The organism is Estrella lausannensis (assembly GCF_900000175.1).
GTDB lineage: Bacteria > Chlamydiota > Chlamydiia > Chlamydiales > Criblamydiaceae > Estrella > Estrella lausannensis.
In genome coordinates, this window is the sequence record NZ_CWGJ01000004.1 from 1 (window position 1) to 18109 (window position 18109).

At 49.2% G+C, this 18109-nt stretch carries 13 protein-coding genes; 4 read left to right on the top strand and 9 right to left on the bottom strand.

The window, feature by feature from the left end:
• The first annotated feature begins 197 nt into the window (after positions 1-197).
• Both ELAC_RS01125 and ELAC_RS01130 read left to right on the top strand, forming a co-directional pair.
• Positions 198-2549, top strand: a complete 2352-nt coding sequence (locus tag ELAC_RS01125; protein ID WP_098037442.1) for a hypothetical protein — start codon at positions 198-200, stop codon at positions 2547-2549.
• Between the two features lie 223 nt (positions 2550-2772).
• Complete coding sequence (locus ELAC_RS01130; RefSeq protein ID WP_098037443.1) at positions 2773-4239, top strand: Npt1/Npt2 family nucleotide transporter; 1467 nt, start codon at positions 2773-2775, stop codon at positions 4237-4239.
• Positions 4240-4261: 22 nt separating this feature from the next.
• Here the strand turns inward: ELAC_RS01130 and ELAC_RS01135 are convergent, their stop codons facing one another.
• The 9 genes from ELAC_RS01135 to ELAC_RS01175 all read right to left on the bottom strand — a co-directional run bounded on the left by ELAC_RS01135 (position 4262) and on the right by ELAC_RS01175 (position 15986).
• Entirely contained in the window at positions 4262-4618 is a 357-nt protein-coding gene (locus ELAC_RS01135; RefSeq protein WP_098037444.1) for a Spx/MgsR family RNA polymerase-binding regulatory protein, read from the bottom strand.
• Positions 4619-4651: 33 nt separating this feature from the next.
• Positions 4652-4825, bottom strand: coding sequence for a hypothetical protein (locus ELAC_RS11695; RefSeq protein ID WP_158227770.1), 174 nt, complete (start codon positions 4823-4825; stop codon positions 4652-4654).
• A 10-nt stretch (positions 4826-4835) separates the two neighbouring features.
• On the bottom strand, positions 4836-6419 hold the full coding sequence (gene dacB / locus ELAC_RS01145; protein WP_098037446.1) for a D-alanyl-D-alanine carboxypeptidase/D-alanyl-D-alanine endopeptidase: 1584 nt from the start codon (positions 6417-6419) through the stop codon (positions 4836-4838).
• A 374-nt stretch (positions 6420-6793) separates the two neighbouring features.
• Complete coding sequence (locus ELAC_RS01150) at positions 6794-7489, bottom strand: hypothetical protein (protein ID WP_098037447.1); 696 nt, start codon at positions 7487-7489, stop codon at positions 6794-6796.
• Between the two features lie 95 nt (positions 7490-7584).
• On the bottom strand, positions 7585-8184 hold the full coding sequence (locus ELAC_RS01155) for a TetR/AcrR family transcriptional regulator (protein WP_098037448.1): 600 nt from the start codon (positions 8182-8184) through the stop codon (positions 7585-7587).
• 75 nt (positions 8185-8259) lie between these two features.
• Positions 8260-11520 carry an efflux RND transporter permease subunit gene (locus ELAC_RS01160; RefSeq protein WP_098037449.1) on the bottom strand — a complete coding sequence of 1087 codons (3261 nt, stop codon included), beginning with the start codon at positions 11518-11520 and terminating at the stop codon, positions 8260-8262.
• Positions 11510-12769 (bottom strand): efflux RND transporter periplasmic adaptor subunit, encoded by a 1260-nt coding sequence (locus ELAC_RS01165; protein WP_239414294.1) that lies wholly within the window; start codon positions 12767-12769, stop codon positions 11510-11512. The genes ELAC_RS01160 and ELAC_RS01165 overlap by 11 nt, the downstream gene beginning before the upstream one ends.
• A gap of 3 nt (positions 12770-12772) precedes the next feature.
• Positions 12773-14047 carry a TolC family protein gene (locus ELAC_RS01170; RefSeq protein ID WP_098037450.1) on the bottom strand — a complete coding sequence of 425 codons (1275 nt, stop codon included), beginning with the start codon at positions 14045-14047 and terminating at the stop codon, positions 12773-12775.
• A 427-nt stretch (positions 14048-14474) separates the two neighbouring features.
• A complete protein-coding gene (locus tag ELAC_RS01175; RefSeq protein WP_098037451.1) occupies positions 14475-15986 on the bottom strand; it encodes an SDR family oxidoreductase in 1512 nt (503 codons plus the stop codon).
• Positions 15987-16020: 34 nt separating this feature from the next.
• On the opposite strand from ELAC_RS01175, the gene ELAC_RS01180 reads away from it, so the two are divergent.
• Both ELAC_RS01180 and ELAC_RS01185 read left to right on the top strand, forming a co-directional pair.
• On the top strand, positions 16021-16503 hold the full coding sequence (locus ELAC_RS01180; protein WP_098037452.1) for an SRPBCC family protein: 483 nt from the start codon (positions 16021-16023) through the stop codon (positions 16501-16503).
• On the top strand, positions 16496-17968 hold the full coding sequence (locus ELAC_RS01185) for a cryptochrome/photolyase family protein (RefSeq protein WP_158227771.1): 1473 nt from the start codon (positions 16496-16498) through the stop codon (positions 17966-17968). The genes ELAC_RS01180 and ELAC_RS01185 overlap by 8 nt, the downstream gene beginning before the upstream one ends.
• The last annotated feature ends 141 nt before the right edge of the window (positions 17969-18109 follow it).

Sequence of the window (18109 nt, forward strand, 5' to 3'; positions counted from 1 at the left end):
TTCAAGTTGTTTCGGTATACTTTCGGCATAATATCTCTGGTTGCAATTATAAAATGATTTTTTAATGCTGCGATCATTCTGTAAAACTGGTAGTTCGATTTTTAATGTCGTTTCATAGAATGAATTTTGTTTTTATTCATTCGTGCAGGCTGATACTATACACAGTCAATTTTTCATCTTATTAACCTAGGTGCTCAATGAATCTCACTCCGGTTGTATCCAGAGGTCCTAAAACCTTTGATGCCCTCGCGCAATCTTCCAGCGGCTCTTGGCCGCAAACCGAAGGCCTTGCGGCGGCGCAATCCCGGTTCTTAGAGCCCCTTGGAGATCCACAAAGATCTTTCCCGCTTTCGAGGGAAATTGTTCCCGTCAACTCTCCTGAAGAGACGGCCCCCTCCCTGACCCGCCTGATTTACCGTGTCGTCTGGATTGCATCGGTGATTGGCCTTCTAGCCGGGGTTATTTTCTCATCACCTTGGCTGGTTACCTTTGCTGTGACCGGTTTGGCAGCAGGTGCCCTTGGAGATTTTTCATATCCTCCAAGCGAGCCGCGGCCCCGTGGAAATGAGTCTCTTCAAGTGCCGGAGGAAGACCTTATCCGTTTAGATATTGAAGAGGAATTTCCACCGGACAACATCTTCGAGATTACGGACAGTCCTGAGCAGCCCGCTGAGGTGTCGATAGAGATCTCTTCGCCCTTTATCATGGAAGAGCCGGTCGATAAAGTGAGAGGGCGATCCACTCTATTGGTGCAAGAGCCATCGGCACGTACGAAGGAGCCCTCTCCTTTGCCGGAGAAGCTACCCCGGGAAATCGAGCAGAAGATCGCCCATTGGGCAAAGTTTGGCAGAAAGGTGGTCGCCCCATCGATCAGGGAGAGGGAAAGAATCAACCTGCTCGCCTTTTTTAAAGAAAAATCCGATGAAGAGTACCGCGATCTGCTGGCCGCGATGCCAGATAAAATGACCAATGTGCTGGAGAATTTTCCGGATGTATTTGCCGAAGTGTGTACTCCACGTCAAATCGCTCTCATGGCCTCATATCTGCATAAGACGTTGAACGATATGCAGGGGAGGGCGATGACCACCCTCTTGCAGTTTTTCTATGAAAAGTATGTGATACCCGACAATTTAGGGGCCGGAGGAAAGCTTTCCAACCGCGCGGCGATCACCCAGTTCTATAACCTTCTTCTGGCTTTTGCCGACACCTTGGTCTTTAACCCCCTCCTCGAAAATCAACTGAAGGCGATCAAACTGAAAATTCCCGCAAGCTCGATTCCAAGCGGTCAGCCAAAGCCGGCAGATCTTCTGGAAAAGATTCGTCAAAATATTGAGGAGTGCATGAAGTTAGCCGCCGCTTTGGCCGCGGCTCTCTCAGAAGAGCCCGATGTCAGCGAGTCAAGGAAAGAGGAGATCCGAGCCTTCGCCGATGTGCTCATCGAAAACCCGGATGCGGATCACTTTGTCAGAAGGCAGAAACTGACGGATATGGCCAAGCATCCCAAGCAGGCTGACATCCCCTTTCTCATTGAATATTTAGGACAGGAAAATATCGGGAAGCTTTGGGCTTTCGAAGCCGTGGTCGATAACCGGGCCAACGATCCCACTTTGCGTCTGACGCAGATGTTTTCGGCGCTCTCTCCCGAGCAGTTTCATATCTCGCTTGCATTCCCTGACTTTATCGTAACCATCTCCAGATGCCCCCCCTCAGTGCTTGGCTTGCCGATATCTCGTCTGCAGTTGCTGGCCGATCAGCGAAATTGCGATAAGGCACTCTCCGATCTGCACCGCTTTCTCGTTGAGGATAAAACTCCCTTGTTTCAAAAACAGGAGAAGATGGCTGTTTTGGCACAGGCAGTCCTCAGGATGGAAATTTTGGCGCAAGATGAGGAAGCGCGCCTTAGAGCTCTTCAGCCTTTAGTCAATATCGAAGAGTTTATAGAAAATCTGAAAGGGAATGAAGATCCTGTCGAGGTCGGTAAAACGATCGATCGGCTAGACGATGAAAAGCTCACGGACTTCATCCGCCAGCTGGGAGTGGATAGCAAACTGCAGATGTTTTGGACCATCCAGGGCAGGAAAATCCTGGCCAAGACGTTAACTCTGCAGCATAAGGCCCGCCTTGCCAGGATCTATCCCAGAATGTCGCCCGAGCAGATGGCCGAAGCGGCAAAAAATGAGGGCTTTAGAGTAGTGCTCAACAATGCCGAGGACGGCTATATTGACGCATCGATCTCCGCGTTAACTGCCGAGCAGTTCGGGATCATCGCCCGCCAACCCGATGTTGCCTGGCACCTGATCGATATCGTCAATAAATTTGAGAAGAGAGATCCGGAAAAGTTTCATAAGCTGCTGGCGATCGCACAAAACCTTCCCGTTTTTACTGCTGTGAGCACGACCAAATATCAGCTGGCACTGGAGCGGATAAGGGACGCTGCCGAAAAGCACTTCGTCACGATGGTGACCCCCCGAAATGGCTGGGGCAACTTTGAGACAAAGTTCAAGGCGACAAAGCACATATCCCAGCTTTTCAAATCAAAATTTGTCTAAAGCTCTGCTGAAGGGAATCCAAAATTTGAGATACTTTCGGTATATACCGAAAGTATCTCAAATTTTGGATACATTGTAAGAGCTTTTGGTTTTCTATAAAAGATTTAATATTGACTTTTGAACCCTCAATGCGTTAGTATTTTCAAATACCGCATACAACGTGCGGTATCTCATTTTTTAACGGCTTTTTCTTTTTGCAAATTTTTTGCAAAAAAAAAAGCACATGAATAATCAGTTTTTTTCATCAGATTCCTCTCTAACTACCCGTAAAACCATCTACCTCCTGATCCAGTTTTTCCTGATCATTTTCGTATACCATACGATGAAGGATCTGAAAGATTCGGTTGTCATTACAGGCAGCGTTGCAGGTGCCGAGGTCATTCCTTTCATCAAAATTTGGGGAATGCTGCCTTTGGCCGTAGGGGCTAGTTATCTCTTTTCTGTCATTTACAACCGATTTGGAAGGGAGACCGCCCTCCACTTTTTCACAGGCTCTCTGCTTCTTTCATACCTGGCGTTTGCCTTTATATTCTATCCGGCCAGGGACGCCCTCTATCTTGAGAAGTTAGACGGGACGCTCCAAATGATTCTTCCTTCCGGATGCAGAGGATTCATTGCGATGGTTTGTAACTGGCACTTCACCCTTTTCTACCTGACGGCGGAGCTGTGGTCGGTACTCATCCTTTCCATTCTTTTTTATGGTTATGTCAACGAGACGACGACGCTAAGCGATGCCAAAAAATTCTATCCGTTATGCATGTTCACCGGAAACTTTGCCGGGATCCTCTCCGGGCAAAGTTCCCTTTTCCTTTCACACTCCCTGCAAGATATCCTTTCGTGGGAACAGACGCTCCAGGTGATGATCTCGGTCGTTGCTGTAGCAGGGGTTTTGATCATGGCGATCAGCCGCTTTTGCCTCGATAGCTCTTCCCATGCAGTAAGTGGTAGAGCAAGGGCTCCGAAAAAGTCCGTCTCCTTTATAGAAAACATCAAGAACGTGGTGCGGTCAGGACCGCTTCTTTGCATCACCGCCCTAGTGGTTGGTTTTGGCTTGTCGAGCAACCTGATTGAAGTGGTCTGGAAAGAAAATATCCGCGAACTCTACCCCGACCCGAGAGCCTACAATGCCTTTATCAACCAGATCACCTTCTTCATTGGTGTCTCGGCTGTTACCATGGCCCTTTTTTCGCGGCTGCTCTTTCAGATGCTGCGCTGGGGAAAAGTGGCTTTGATCACCCCTGTCACCCTCTTTATGACAAGCTCCCTTTTCTTTTTGGCGCTGCTGCTGCCTGATGAAACCACTGCATCAGTGGCGGAAGCACTTGGGATGACCCCTCTTCTGCTGGTGGTCGTGCTCGGTTCTTTGCACTATGTGCTTGGTATGACAGCCAAATACACCTTGTTCGACTCCTGCAAAGAGATGGCGTTTTTGTCGATAGACTCCGAAGAGCGGATGAGGGCAAAATCGGTGATCGACAGCATGGGGTCGCGCCTTGGAAAGACAGGTTCTTCCTGTATCCTGCAGGTGTTTTTGATCGCTTTCGGCTCAACGGCAGGGCATCTGTCGATCATCGCCGCCATCTCCCTGCTTGTGATCGCGGCCTCGATCGCTGCGACAAAGAGGCTCAGCGGTTACCTGCAGGAGAAAACAGGGGAAGAGGGGCTGGTTGAAGAGCCATTAGTTGCGTAAAAGCCTGCCCGTTAAAGGGCTTTTACCGACTCAAACACCGATTGCACCACTCTTCTTCTTTGAATCCTGTCAGCCCGAAACTTTCGGCAAGAAGGAATGGACGTTTGATTAGCATTCCGTTTTGACTAAGAAGGGAGAGTACCTCTTCTGTCGGTATGGACGCTATTTTTGCGCTCAGTCCCATCTCCCGGTAGAGCATGCCGGAGGTGTTGAGCAGCTTTTTGATATTCCCCCCCTGAAACTCAAGCATCGTTTCAAGCTCTTTACGGGAGGGAGGGTGTTTGACGATATCCCGCACTTCACACGTGATTTTATTTCTCTCCAAAAAGCTGAGAGCTTTCTTGCACGTCGAGCAGGTCATATGGATATAGAGGATCATGGGTCTTTATCTCTTGGATATCTTTTGAAAATGTCAGCTAAGGCGAAAGTGTCTCAAAATGGGGACTTTTGGCAAAGAGAAAGCTCCCATGCCAAATTGTGAGACACTTCCGGCTTGGCGGCAAGCGTGGATCTCCGGGAGGGCTGCAAGCCCTCCCGGCATTAGAGTGAGAAAGTCGATCTTTCGGAATCCAGGGGTGCCAAGCATCGCTCCTCCTTTATTTTTTCCCATCCGTTTTGCTGTAGATGATATCCGAGAGCTGCCCTTCCTCTTCAAAAATCTGGAAGATATCCCCGATTTCAGGCAGGGAAGCGTTGTTGACGACAACGATGTAGGCGTGAAGATGGCCGTTCTTTCCTTCGATGTAGCCGGCGTAGGCTTGGGTGATCAGAAAAAACTTTCCTGTCGACGTGTTGAAGGCAATACCGGTGCCGGGCTTGGCGCGCACCTTGCCTTTGGCCGGCGTTTTGGCAGCGAAATCCTCGAGCGACCCGTCGACTCCGAGTATGGGCAGGGCATCAAAAAAGCGCTGAAATGAGGGTGCGGGTTTTTTTCGCATATAGCTTAAAAGCTCGATTTCGGCCTCTGGCGTCAGACGGTTTTCATTGCCTCCGGCGGCATCGATCAGGACGAAGGAGTCGGAAGAGAGTTTTACTTCCTTTTCAGCAAACTCCCCGATCATGCGCATTCCCTCATCAAAGCTCTTTTTTCCCTCTTTGGAAGCTAAAAGAAGGGGGATTAAGTCGGCGCCCAAATTGTGGCTTACCTTAAGGATCAGCTTAGCGTATTCGGAAAGGGGTGGGGAGGTGTAGAGAGCGACCGTTTCAAGTCCCTCATAGCTTTTCAAAGGCTTTCTCTCTTTGCCTTTCGCAGCACGGCCCGTAACATTGATACCTCGCTGCTTGAGCGCCTGTATAAATGCTGCCTTTGCAAAAGAAGAGGGATCCTTGATGGGGGAGGTGCGCACCAGCTCTGTCTGATCGGCGGGGATTGTTCCTTCCACAACGATGTGCTTTCCCTCTTCATCCGGTGTGATGTTGACATCAAGAGGGCCGCCCTTTTCTACTGTTTTGACTTTGTTCACTACAGAGTAGCCGGGAACTTGGGGCCGCCATGACATCAGGGCTTCCTTGCCGGGTTCGGCAGGTTTGATTATGACGTCGATCAAATTTTCGTTGATGATGAGGGGAGTTAGCATGAGTCCTCTTTTTTCCGTCGCTTCAAAGAGGGTGTCGTCAATGATGATCTCTCCCGTTATTTCTTTAATCCCCTTTTCAGCCACCTGCCTTGCCAGCTCCTGCATACCGTGTAAAGGATCCTCGGGAGTGAGGATAGCCCCGGGCACGTCGTTGGCTACAATGTGATCCATTTTGGTATAGGAGATTGTATCGGGGCTGCTTTGCCTGCCGCCCATAGTCAGATCGCCTTGGCCGACAAGGACCAGATCTCCGTCTAACTTTGAATTCTCAATCTTTCCCGCAGCGTAAACCGGGGTTTTAAAGCGGTAGTCGTCGCCAAAAGCATGCAGAAGGGCGGAGACAGAGACCAGCTTTGTCGTAGAGGCCGGCGAAAACAGTTTACGGGCGTTGACATCGAAAAGGACTTCACCGCTGTCGAGATCTTTGACATAAACGCCCCAGATCGCGTGCTCATATTTTTTTTGGTCCATGATCTTTTGCATCTCTTCGGGCAGCTTCGTTTCATTGCCGGATAATAGGGATGAAGAGAGAAATCCCAAGGCGATGACGGCTTTGACAACGACTCCGGTGGCAACAAGAGATTTATTGATTAGAGGGTTCATACGATCTACTTTTTGTTAGAGTTCTTTTGAGCTCATCCTACTGTATACTGAAATTGTCTCAAAACCTTCATGCCAAATTTTGAGACAATTCCGATGTAAATAAAATTGAAATAGCTGGTTTTTCATTACTTTGAGGGAGGGGGTGGGGATAACTATCTGAAAATATATGACATGAGACGTGAGCGGAGGTGTCGTTAAATGGGTTTTGGCAATGAGACAGCGTGCTGGCAGGAGTAGTACAGGTCGCCCTATCTTTCGAATAGCAGGCGACCTGTGTAATTGATTAAGAATCTTTTACGGGTTAAGTTCCGCCATGGTGGAGATGGTTTCGGTACACTGCGGCAGCAAGCTGATTGCTCAAGGTGGTAATCAGCTTATTTACGTATAATTTTAGTGTTGAGATCCCTCTCGATATAGATCTCTACGTACCCTGGCAATTTTTGCGGGGTGTCGAGTTTGAGAATCTCCTCACTCAATCTCTCGTCTTTATGATCCGTGAGGAAGACGATTTTCCAGACATTGAGAGGGTGGTCTTCACTGCCTGCCACAGAGTGTTGTACGTGGAATAGCGGCTGCTTCCGCTTTACCAGCAGGGTGCGGCCGGAGCTGTCTTCAAGTGTTTCTGCCCCCAAAAATGTGGCTTTCTTGTCTTTGTGGTTTAAATACACTTTCTCAAACACCTCCCCATAGGCGCTCTTATCCATCCATTCGCGCTGCTCAGATGAGCGGACAAACAGCTCATCGCCGTTGTCAAGCTGCACCCGTCCCCAGGATTTTCCTGTCCTGACGACGTAAGGAATGTATGTTTTAGGATCCCAGGCCTTCTTCGCCTCGACGTCCCACAGCATCGTCGTTGTGAAGTGGACAGGTTTGTCTGTTTCGTAGTGGGCGGTTAGAGTTTCATTGATGGGAATATCGGATAGTTTAACCTGGGTATAATGGGGATTGTCCCATGCCCTCTCAAACTCTTTCTCAGCATCGAGAACTGCATTCGCATACCCTGTAGATCCCATAAAGCTTTGCACGAGCAAAGCGATGAGCAAATATTTATTAACAATTGTATTGATCATGGTGGTCCTTATTTTTATGTCAAAAGGCAAGTAAAATTTGGCGTGGGAGCCTTCTCCTTGCCAAACCGAAATTTTGAGCCGCTTTCGATAGGAGATTACTCGTGGTTCCAGCCTCTTAGCAGGACGTCGAGAGTGTTTTCTGCCATTAGAAGACCTCTTTTATGTCCTTCCTTCGATACCTTCGCTCTCATCAGGCTGGAGACTCCGATGAAAATACAGCGGATGATGTCGAGTGCTGCCTGCAGATCCTCATTAGAACGGATGTGGGGGCTCTTGAGCTTTGTCAGGGCTGCGATAAATAATTTTTCAATTTCTAAAAAGGCTTTCGGGATCTCTTGAGGCTTTTTACCGAAACAGACCTCCGTTAGCAGCTCATCGGAATGCGGATGGCTGGCGTGAAATTCCATCGTCTTAAGGACGAGTTTTTTCAGATCTTTTTCAGGGCTGTCCGTCAGAGGAACTTTTTTCAAAATTTCCAGCATCTTTTCGCAGTTGTCCTGGCAAAGTACTGCACATAGCGCATCCTTACTGGGGAAAAAAGCGTAGATTTTCGACTGGCTGTATTCAATGCGGTCGGCGATAGCGCGCATGGTGAGGCTCTCAAGCCCCTCTGTTTCGACGATCACTAGCGCAGTTTGGATGATGAGCTCGCGGAGAGCTTCTCGCTCGCGTTCTTTTCTCTCTTGTGTCCCCATAAAAACCTTTTAAATTAGAACGCTGTTCATAATAGAACATTGTTCTAATTTATACAAGTGTTCTTTCTTTCAGGGTCAGGACGAGAGTCCATTTCCGGGCGCGTTTTCCCGCTTTGAGACGGGGATGAATGCCTGCTCTAACGAAAAGAGTTTGTAGAGTGCGGGCAGAACGAGGAGCGTCAGGAAGGTTGAGCTGATGAGTCCGCCGATGACGACCGTAGCGAGAGGCTTTTGCACCTCAGAGCCGGTTCCTGTCGCAAGAGCCATGGGTACAAACCCTAGCGAGGCGACAAGTGCGGTCATCAGCACGGGCCTAAGCCTCGTCAGTGAGCCTTTCGTGATAGCCTCTTCTTTATCCAATCCCTCCTGCCTTAGCTGGTTGATGTAGGAGATGAGCACCAAGCCGTTCAAAACAGCGATTCCCGACAGCGCGATGAACCCGACGGCCGCCGTGATAGAAAAGGGGATGTCGCGGATCCAAAGAGCTGCTATTCCTCCTGTTAAAGCCAGGGGAACGCCGGTAAAGACGAGCAGCGCATAGCGGATGGAGTTGAAAGCGGTGTAGAGGAAAATGAAGATCAAGCCGAAACAGATCGGGACGACGACGAGCAGACGATTTCTCGCCGATAGCATGTTTTCAAACTGCCCACCGAAGGCAATCCAGTACCCTTCAGGGATTTTCACCTCTTTGTCGATGCGATTTTTCACTTGCTCGACAAAGCTCCCGAGGTCTGTTCCGCGGACGTTTGCCTGCACTGCGATAAAGCGCTTGCCGTTTTCGCGCAAAATTTCATTGAGGCCGTCGCTGACTTGCAGTTTGACTACTTCGCTTAAGGGGATATAGGGAAAATGGGTGTGCTTTCTTTCGTCTCCGTTAGTCGAAAGGGGGATAGGGAGCGTGCTTAAGGTGGTGGGATCTGCCCTCAATTGCTCCGGCAGCTTGACGATCACATCAAATCTTCTGTCTCCCTCAAAGATTTGTCCGGCCTTTCCGCCGCCCATGGCAATGGCGACGACATCCAGTGCGTCGGAAACATTCACTCCGAGGCGGCTGGCAGCTTCCCGATCCATCTTGAGATCCAATACAGGCAGTCCGTCTGTTTGTGTTACCTTGACATCAGCCGCACCGGGAATATTCCTGATGACACGGGCGATTTCCTCTCCTGCTTTTTGCATCCGCTCAAAATCGTCTCCGTAGATCTTGACAGCGACGTCGCTGCGGATGCCGGAGATGAGTTCATTGAAACGCATCTCTATCGGTTGGGTAAATTCGTAGTTGTTGCCGGGGATTTTCGTGACCGTCTCTTCAATCTTTTGTATGAGTTCGTTTTTTGTCATCGCCCGATTCGGCCACTCTTCGGTGGGTTTGAGCATAATGAAGGAGTCCGAAACGTTGGGCGGCATCGGATCGGAGGCCATCTCTGCCGTACCTGTTTTAGAGAAGACATAGGCCACTTCGGGCAGCTTGATGATCGCCGCTTCCACTTCCCGCTGCATCGCAGTCGACTGTGTAAGCGATGTGCTGGGAATACGGATGGCGTGCATGGCGATATCCCTTTCGTCAAGTTGGGGGACAAACTCCTGACCCAGATGGTTGAAAAGGAAAAATGAGCAGGCGACAGCTATAGTGGAGGTTACAACGGTAATCCAGGGGCGCTCAAGCGTGCTTTTGATCAGGGGCTGGTAGATGCTTTTGGCGGCCCGGATGATAAAATTCTCCTTCTCCTTGAGATTGCCCGTGACGAAAACAGCGATCATCGCGGGAACAAAAGTGAGGGATAGAATGAACGCCGAGATCAAGGCGAAGATGACTGTCATTGCCATAGGGTGGAACATCTTCCCTTCAACATCGGTCAGGGCAAGAACGGGAAAATAGACGATGATGATGATCGCCTGGCCAAATACCGTAGGCTGGATCATCTCCTTACTGGCCTTCATCACCTCCTGCATGCGCTCATCAAATCGGAGCGTGCGCTTGATCTCATGCTGCTTGTCAGCAAGACGTCTTAAGCAATTTTCCGTGATGATCACCGCTCCGTCGACAATCAGTCCGAAATCAATGGCTCCAAGACTCATCAGGTTGCCACTGATTTTCGACTGGACCATGCCGATCGCGGTCATCAACATGGAAAGCGGTATTACTAAAGCGGTAATGAGTGCCGCCCTGAAGTAGCCTAAGAAAGCAAAGAGGACGGCTACGACCAAGAGAGCACCTTCGCTTAAGTTTTTCACGACTGTTGTGATCGTGGCATTCACAAGCTTTGTGCGGTTGATGACTGGAATCAGCTCGATATCGGCCGGGAGCGTTTTATTGATCTCCATTAGCTTGTTGTCGACTTCCTGTGAGACGGTGCGGCTGTTGGCGCCGATTAGCATCATGGCAGTTCCCACCACCACTTCATGACCGTTTCTCGTCGCGCTGCCCGTGCGCATCTCTTTACCGATCCCGACCTCTGCGATATCGCGGATGCGAATCGGTATTCCTGCGCGTGTGGCCACAACAATCGTCTCAATCTGGCGAGGGGTGTCGAGCCGCTCATCGGACTTAACGAGCAGCGCCTCTCCATGCCTTTCGATATACCCCGGGCCGATGCTGATGTTGTTTTTCTTGACGGACTGAACAATCTCCTCGAAGCTAAGTCCAAGAGCGATCATCTGTTCTATATTGGGTTCGATGTGATATTGACGGACGAATCCGCCGATGGAGTCTACTTCAGCAAGCCCCTTGATTCCTTTAAGCTGTGGCCTCACTATCCAGTCCTGAACTGTTCTTAGGTACGATGCCTTTTCGGCATCGGTTTTTAAGACATGTCCCTCGGGTGTGAGGTAGGAGCCGTCCTTTTGCCAGCCAGGGCTGCCATCTTTGATCTCCGCTCCCCCTCCGCCGGGATGCCGGTAGTCGACCGTCCACATATAAATTTCACCCAGTCCCGACGAAATCGGTCCCATCTTCGGTTCCGCCCCTTCCGGTAATTGGTCTTTGACTTCGCTGATACGTTCGTTGATCTGCTGCCTCGCGAAGTAGACATTGACCTCATCATCGAAGACGGCAGTGACCTGGGAGAAACCGTTACGAGAGATGGAGCGAGTCATTTGCAGGCCTGGGATTCCTCCAAGAGCTGTCTCGACCACATAGGTGACCTGCTTTTCCACCTGAAGGGGGGATAGCCCCTCCAGTACCGTGTTGATCTGCACCTGGTTGGTAGTGATATCGGGAACCGCGTCGATCGGCAGTCGGCTGAAGGAGTAGATTCCATAGGCTGCCACGATGGTGGTGACCAGCAATACTCCCAGCGGGTATTGCAGGGAAAAGCGTAAAATTTTTTCAATGCTCATGTTCGGCGCTATCCTTACCCAGTTCTGCTTTCAGTAAAAATGTGTTGGTTGCCGCATACTCTTCACCGGGCAGTAATCCCGACTTGATTTCGACCATGTCCTGATCACTCTCTCCCGTTTCCACGATACGCCTCTCGAATCCTTCCGGTTTGGCGACAAAAACAAATTCCTTTCCTTCTCCGCTTTGTACAGCACTTTTTGGAACAGTGATGGGGAAGGGCCGCTCTTCAGAGGGAATATTGACTTTCACAAAAACTCCGGGCCGGAAGAGGCCGTCTGCATTGTCCAGCTCGGCGATGGCGGTCGCTGTGATGGTATCTTCGTCGATGATCGGGCTGACATAGATCAGTCTGGCCTTGGCCCCTTTGTTTTCGAAGGGTATCACGATATCGACCCTCTGCCCCTCTTTTACCCGGTAGAGATCTTTGGGATAGATTCCGATCTCGACCCACACATGGCTTAAGTCTGCCACCTCATAGATCGTGGTCGTGTTTTCGATAAATTCTCCCTTGGTGATATGACGCAAGATGATGGTGCCGTCGATCGGTGAGCGAATATGGTAGAGTCTGAGCTGCGGTTCATCTTGCTTGGTTAAAAGGGAGATCTCCTCTCTATCAAGTCCAAATGCCTGCAGCTTCTCGGCGGCAAGTTGCAAGTTGAGGAGAGACTCTTCATACGCATTTTTCGAGCTGAGGAAGTCTTGACCGGCGGAGATCCTTTCTTTATAGAGCCGAGTTTCCCTCTCAAGCGCCGAGGCGGTGAGTTTTTCTTTGCTGAGAGCGGTAAGATAGGCGGCTTTGGTATCGGCCATCTCCCGGCTCTCCAAGACAGCGATGACTTCATCGGCTTTCACTTTGTCGCCGATGTTCATGGAAGCTTGCCTGGCAATGCCGGATATTTTGGGGATGATATGCGCCAGACGGTCGGGTTGGATGATGATTTTTCCACGTGCAGTGATGAGGGACTGGAGTGTACCCGGGCCCGCGCGCTTCACTTGAATTTTAAGTTTTTCAAGCTGCTCTTCTGTGAAGCTGACTAAATTTTCTTCTTCGTCGTGATCATGGTGATGATCTTCATCGTGGTCGTGATGCATGTGTTCATGAGATATTGCTCTCTCTTCGCCTGAGGAGGGGGAGAAGCCGACCAGTGTATTGAATTCATCCACATTTCGAGAATAGATGATTAAAAGGGTCGTGGCGGCTCCTACCAAGGCGGCAAGTCCGTATGAAAGCACGATTTTTGGGGACATATCCTAATCCGTCATACTGTTTAAATAGTCGATATCTGCTTGCCTTGTGTGATAGTTGACAAGCGATTGAATGTACCTTTCTTTCACGCCGAACAGTGTCCTTTCTGCATCCAGGACATCCAGATACTCAAATTTTCCTTCCTGATACCCTTTTTGAGCGAGCTCAAAGGATTTCGTGGCGGACGGCAGCGAGCGCTCCTTTATGCGTTTTGCCTCCAGATATGCCCGAGTGGCATCCTCGTGGGAAATCGACAGTCTCGATTCGAGCACAAGCCAAAGCTGCCTTCCTAAGTCGCCCGTCTTCAACATTTCATAGTAGGCGCTTTTGACATTCCCCTGGTTTTGATCGAACAGCGGAATCGGTATCGAGATGCCTGCCATCAGGCCGCGGTTACTCTCTTCGTAGTTTGCTTTATAGCCTATCTCAACAGTCACATCAGGAATTCTGCCCGCTTTTTCCAATTTCCAGCTCTTCTCAGCCTTCAGGGTTTGATAGAGCGATTGAATAATTTCGGGTTGATTGCAAAGATTCGCCAGGCATTGCTCAAAAGAAGGAAGCTCTTTAATTTCGTAAAAGGGAAAAACTACCCTGTCAAAGTCGGGGCAGGCGCTTGCAAAGAGAAGGGAGAGGCGCTTCTTGGAGTTGTTGAGCTCGACTTTGGCATTATCGACGGCGCTGAGGGCATCCGAGTAGGCCACTTCGGCTTTAGTTTGCTCGATGAAAGAGACTTTTCCCGTCTCGGCTTTTTTGGTCGCGATCTGGAGGACCTCTTCGGCGATGGAAGCTTGCTCTTCGGCTAGTTTCAGCAATTCCTGGCTCGCGGCCACATGGATGAACGCCCGGCTGAGCCGGTTTAAAACGACAAGTTTCGAGACATCATATCCGACAAGGGCGGCGTAGTATTGATACATCGATGCTTGGGAGCGATAGTCCCTTTTTCCTGCCGTTTCCACCTGCTGCGAGCAAAAAATGCGCTCCTCGCGGCTGTCCCACCCTTTCCAACGGTTGTTTCCCGCGAAGTTCTCCACCTCATAACCGGCGACAGGATTTGGCGCGAGCTGAGCTTGTCTCAGCTGATGACGGCTCATTTGTGCATCGTTGCAGGCAGACTTCAAGGTTAAAGAGTGTGTCAATACTCTGGAGACAGCCTGCTCCAGATCGAGCTCTTCGCTCGGTGAGAGGCTGCTATAACCGGTCCTTTCTGCATGCGCTTCCAAGGGAGCGGCGATACTCAGGATACAAAAATATAAAAGCAGATAATGAGACTTACCAACCATCTTGCGTATACCAAAACAAAGCGACAGGATCTTTTATACCGAAACAACTTGAAGAATTGGTCTTTGGCTTCGTCGGGTTTATACCGAAATTGTCTCAAAATTTGGGATTTTGGCTTTTAGAAAGCCAAAATCCCAAATTTTGAGACAATTTCGGTATATTTAAGAATTTTCGTTCTCACTCGCGCCTTGCCTCTCGGCAATGGTCGCTCGCTCTGGACAAAAATTCTTAAGGCCCTCCTGGCCAAATTTCCAATTCTTCAAGTTGTTCCGATATACTGTTTATAGAGAGCTTTTCTTCTTATCAAGAAAAAGCTTTGCGATAGAAGTAATTAAGTTTTTCTGCTAGATGAACTTTAATTATAGAAGAATAGTTCGATTGAATACCGAAAGGACCTCTGAATCTCGGGGGCCCTTTTGCAGAGCTGATTCAAGCTTTGCCGATCGCCTTTGCCATTTTCTGGAAGAGAAAGCAGTGTATGGGATAAAGGGAATACCAATAGAGATAACCCAGGATACCGCTGGGCTGGAAAAGCGCGGTCTGGACGAGGTAGGTGCCGGTTCCATTTTCTACGAGCTGAAAAGATAGCCAGGCCTTTCCGGGCACTTTCATATTTGACAGGAGCAAAAGACACCCCTTTTTCTTATCGGCAACCAGCACGCGCCAAAAATCGATGGAGTCTCCCACGTGAATTTCGGCAGGATCCCGCCGTCCGCGGTTGAGTCCGATGCCGCCTGCCATTTTGTCTAAAATCCCTCGTAAGTACCATGCCCAGTCGAAAACGTAATAGCCTGTCTCGCCCCCGATTCTCCAAATTCTATCGATGACTATATCCCGGGAGGCCTTGATCGGAACTCTCCTTTCATCTTTCAAACCGCCGTTTTTAGCTGTTTCGATATAATGGGCGATGTCAGGGTTTTCATCTTCTGTGTCCCAAGCATCCATCCATGTCGAGACCAGCTGGTGGCTTGATGTCTGCTCCATGGCCGAGATAATGGATTCCCGGTAGGTAAGGCAGGTGTGAGGAAGGATGGACTGGATTTCGTCAAGCCGCACCACCGTGCTGCTTTTCATGCTTTCCACAAGGTAATAACAGAGGGAAAAGCGCACCGAGGTCACAAAAAAGAGCCAGTAGCTGGATAGACGCGGTGACAAGAAGGGGACTTCCAGCATCCGTATTTTCCCCCCTCCGACTGCAGCGTAATTTTGCATCAGCTGCTTGAAATTGAGGACTTCAGGCCCACCGATGTCGAAGGTTTTATTATAGCAAGCTTCGTTGAGCAAAACTCCCGTCAGATAAAATAGAACATCTTGAACTCCAATAGGCTGACAAGGAGTTTTAACCCATTTGGGGACAACCATCCAGGGGAGTTTAGCGCAGAGGTCGCGGATGATTTCGAAGGAAGCGCTTCCTGCGCCGATGATCAGGCTAGCCCGCAAAATTGTGGTGGGGATTTTGCTTTCGTTCAGGATTGTCTCGACTAGCAACCTCGATTTTAGATGGGGAGAGAGCGCTCTTTCATCATTGATGATCCCTCCGAGATAGATGATTTGACGGACGCCGGTTTCCTTAATGCCATTGACAAAAGCCCTTGCGACTTGCTCTTCGGTGTCCGACAAATTCGCAACGATTCCCGACATCGAATGCACAAGGTAATAAGCGGCATCAATGCCTTGCGGTATCTCACGATAGGTGTCGGGGTTGCGCAAATCTCCCCAGATATAGAAGAGATTGGGTTTGTCGTCTGAAAAAACCCTTGTCCCCCGAATCCTGCAAATGGCGTAGACTTCATGCCCCCTTTCGAGTAAGGACAAAATGAGCTGCTTTCCCACAAACCCGGTAGCACCTGTCACTAAAATTTTGCTCATGAAACCGCGTCCTTTAGAGTTCTGCCGCTTCGTATCAGACAGCTCTTGCTTTTTTCCCCTCAGTGGCTTCATTTTAAAATTACCATGAAGCTGATAAGGTTACTCTATGTATAAGTTGCATTTTACACAAAAGCTTCCCCTATCTTTGGAAGAGGCATGGGATTTTTTTTCGTCTCCTGCCAATCTGGAGAAAATCACCCCTAAGAGCTTGGGGCTCAAAATCAAGCATCACCACGAAAACAAAAAAATGTACCCCGGGCAGATTCTCACCTATACTGTCTCACCTCTATGGGGTATCAAGATGGAATGGGTGACAGAAATCGTCGCTGCGGAAAAATTGCGCTATTTTATTGATGAACAGCGATTTGGCCCCTATGTTTTTTGGCATCATGAACATTGGTTCACCTCGATACCGGGAGGCGTGCTGATGGAAGATGTGGTCTATTATAAAGTGCCGTTTGGCATCCTGGGCAAAATTTTACACCGCTTTAAGATTAAGGATGATCTCGACACGATTTTTTTCTACCGAAGAGAAGTTTTGAAAGAGCTGTTTGGAGTGATCAGGCAAGATGCAATCGGACATGACTGACATCACACTTATTTTTCCCGATCAGCTGTTTGAGAATCATCCTGGAGTCGCTAAAGGCCGAACAGTCTGCCTTGCCGAAGAGTTTCTATTTTTCAAAGTCCAGCCGTTTCATAAACAGAGGCTAGTTTTACTTCGGGCGGCGATGCGCGCCTATGCTGAAAAACTTAAGAATGAGAAGCGGGAAGTCCTCTATATTCCGGCGCACGATCTCAATCAACGCGGCGAACTCTTCTCCCTCCTGGAAAAAAGGGGAGTTAAAAAAATTCACGTCGCAGAATTTGCCGATGAGTGGCTAAGCCAAGACCTGCAGGAGGCTGCTGACAAATGGGGCTGGGAAATCTCCTTTTACCCATCGCCCGGGTTCATCTGCTCAAATCAGGAGATAAAGACCTTCTTTGCCGGCAAGCAGCACTACTCCATGGCGCAGTTTTACGCCTATCAGCGCAAGCGATGTGATATTTTGATGAGCGGCCCAGGACCGGTGGGCGGTAAATACAGCTTTGATGCGGACAACAGAAAGAAAATCCCCAAAGGACTCCCGATCCCTCCTCCGTTCTTGGCATCCAAAAGCCGTGAGGTAGAGCAAGTCATCACTGGAGTGGAACAAGAGTTTCCTCATGCCATCGGCGAATCCTCTCCATTTAACTACCCGGTGACCCATGAAGAGGCGCGGGCCTCTCTTGGTGACTTTCTTAGGAGTAAATTTCTGCTCTATGGCGATTACCAAGACGCGCTTCAGCTCGGCGACTCGTTCCTCTTCCACAGCGTTCTATCCCCCCTTCTGAATATTGGGCTCTTAACTCCCATGGAAGTTGTAGAGTCGGCTCTCGAAGAAGCAAAGAAACGTTCAATCCCCTTAAATTCCCTGGAAGGCTTTATACGGCAAATCATCGGCTGGAGGGAGTTTGTAAGAGCCTCCTATTTTCTTAAGGGATCCTATCAGCGTTCATTGAACTTTTTTCACCATCGCGAGAAAATTCCAAAATGCTTCTGGAATGGATCTGTGGGTATTTTTCCGCTCGATGTGATCATTAAGAGAGCTTTGAAGACAGGGTATTGCAACCACATCGAACGTCTGATGGTGCTGGGGAATTTTCTTTTGCTGACGGAGAGCGCTCCAGACGAGGTTTACAGCTGGTTTATGGGCAATTTTGTGGATGCCTATGATTGGGTGATGGTGTCAAACGTCTACGGAATGAGCCAATATGCCGACGGAGGCAAGATAGTGACCAAACCCTATATTTCAGGCTCCAACTATCTTTTGAAAATGAGCAACTACCCCAAAGGGGAGTGGACTGAAATTTGGGATGGCCTCTTCTGGCGCTTCTTGAGCATCCACCGAGCGCTTTTTGCTTCCAACCAGCGCACGCAGAATATGGTCTACCTTCTGGATAAAAATGAACAATCGATCCATCCAAAAATCCAAAAAGCCGAGGGGTGGCTTCAGGACTACAGGAGAAGGTAACACCTTATAAAAAACTATATTGACTTGTCAGTGTGCTTTGGCTACCATCGCCAACTTTTTATTGGAAAGTGCTCATGGCTTGGCGAACGACTGTTTTTCTATTCTTACTCTCTTTTTCATTATTGAGTGCCAGTCAAGAAG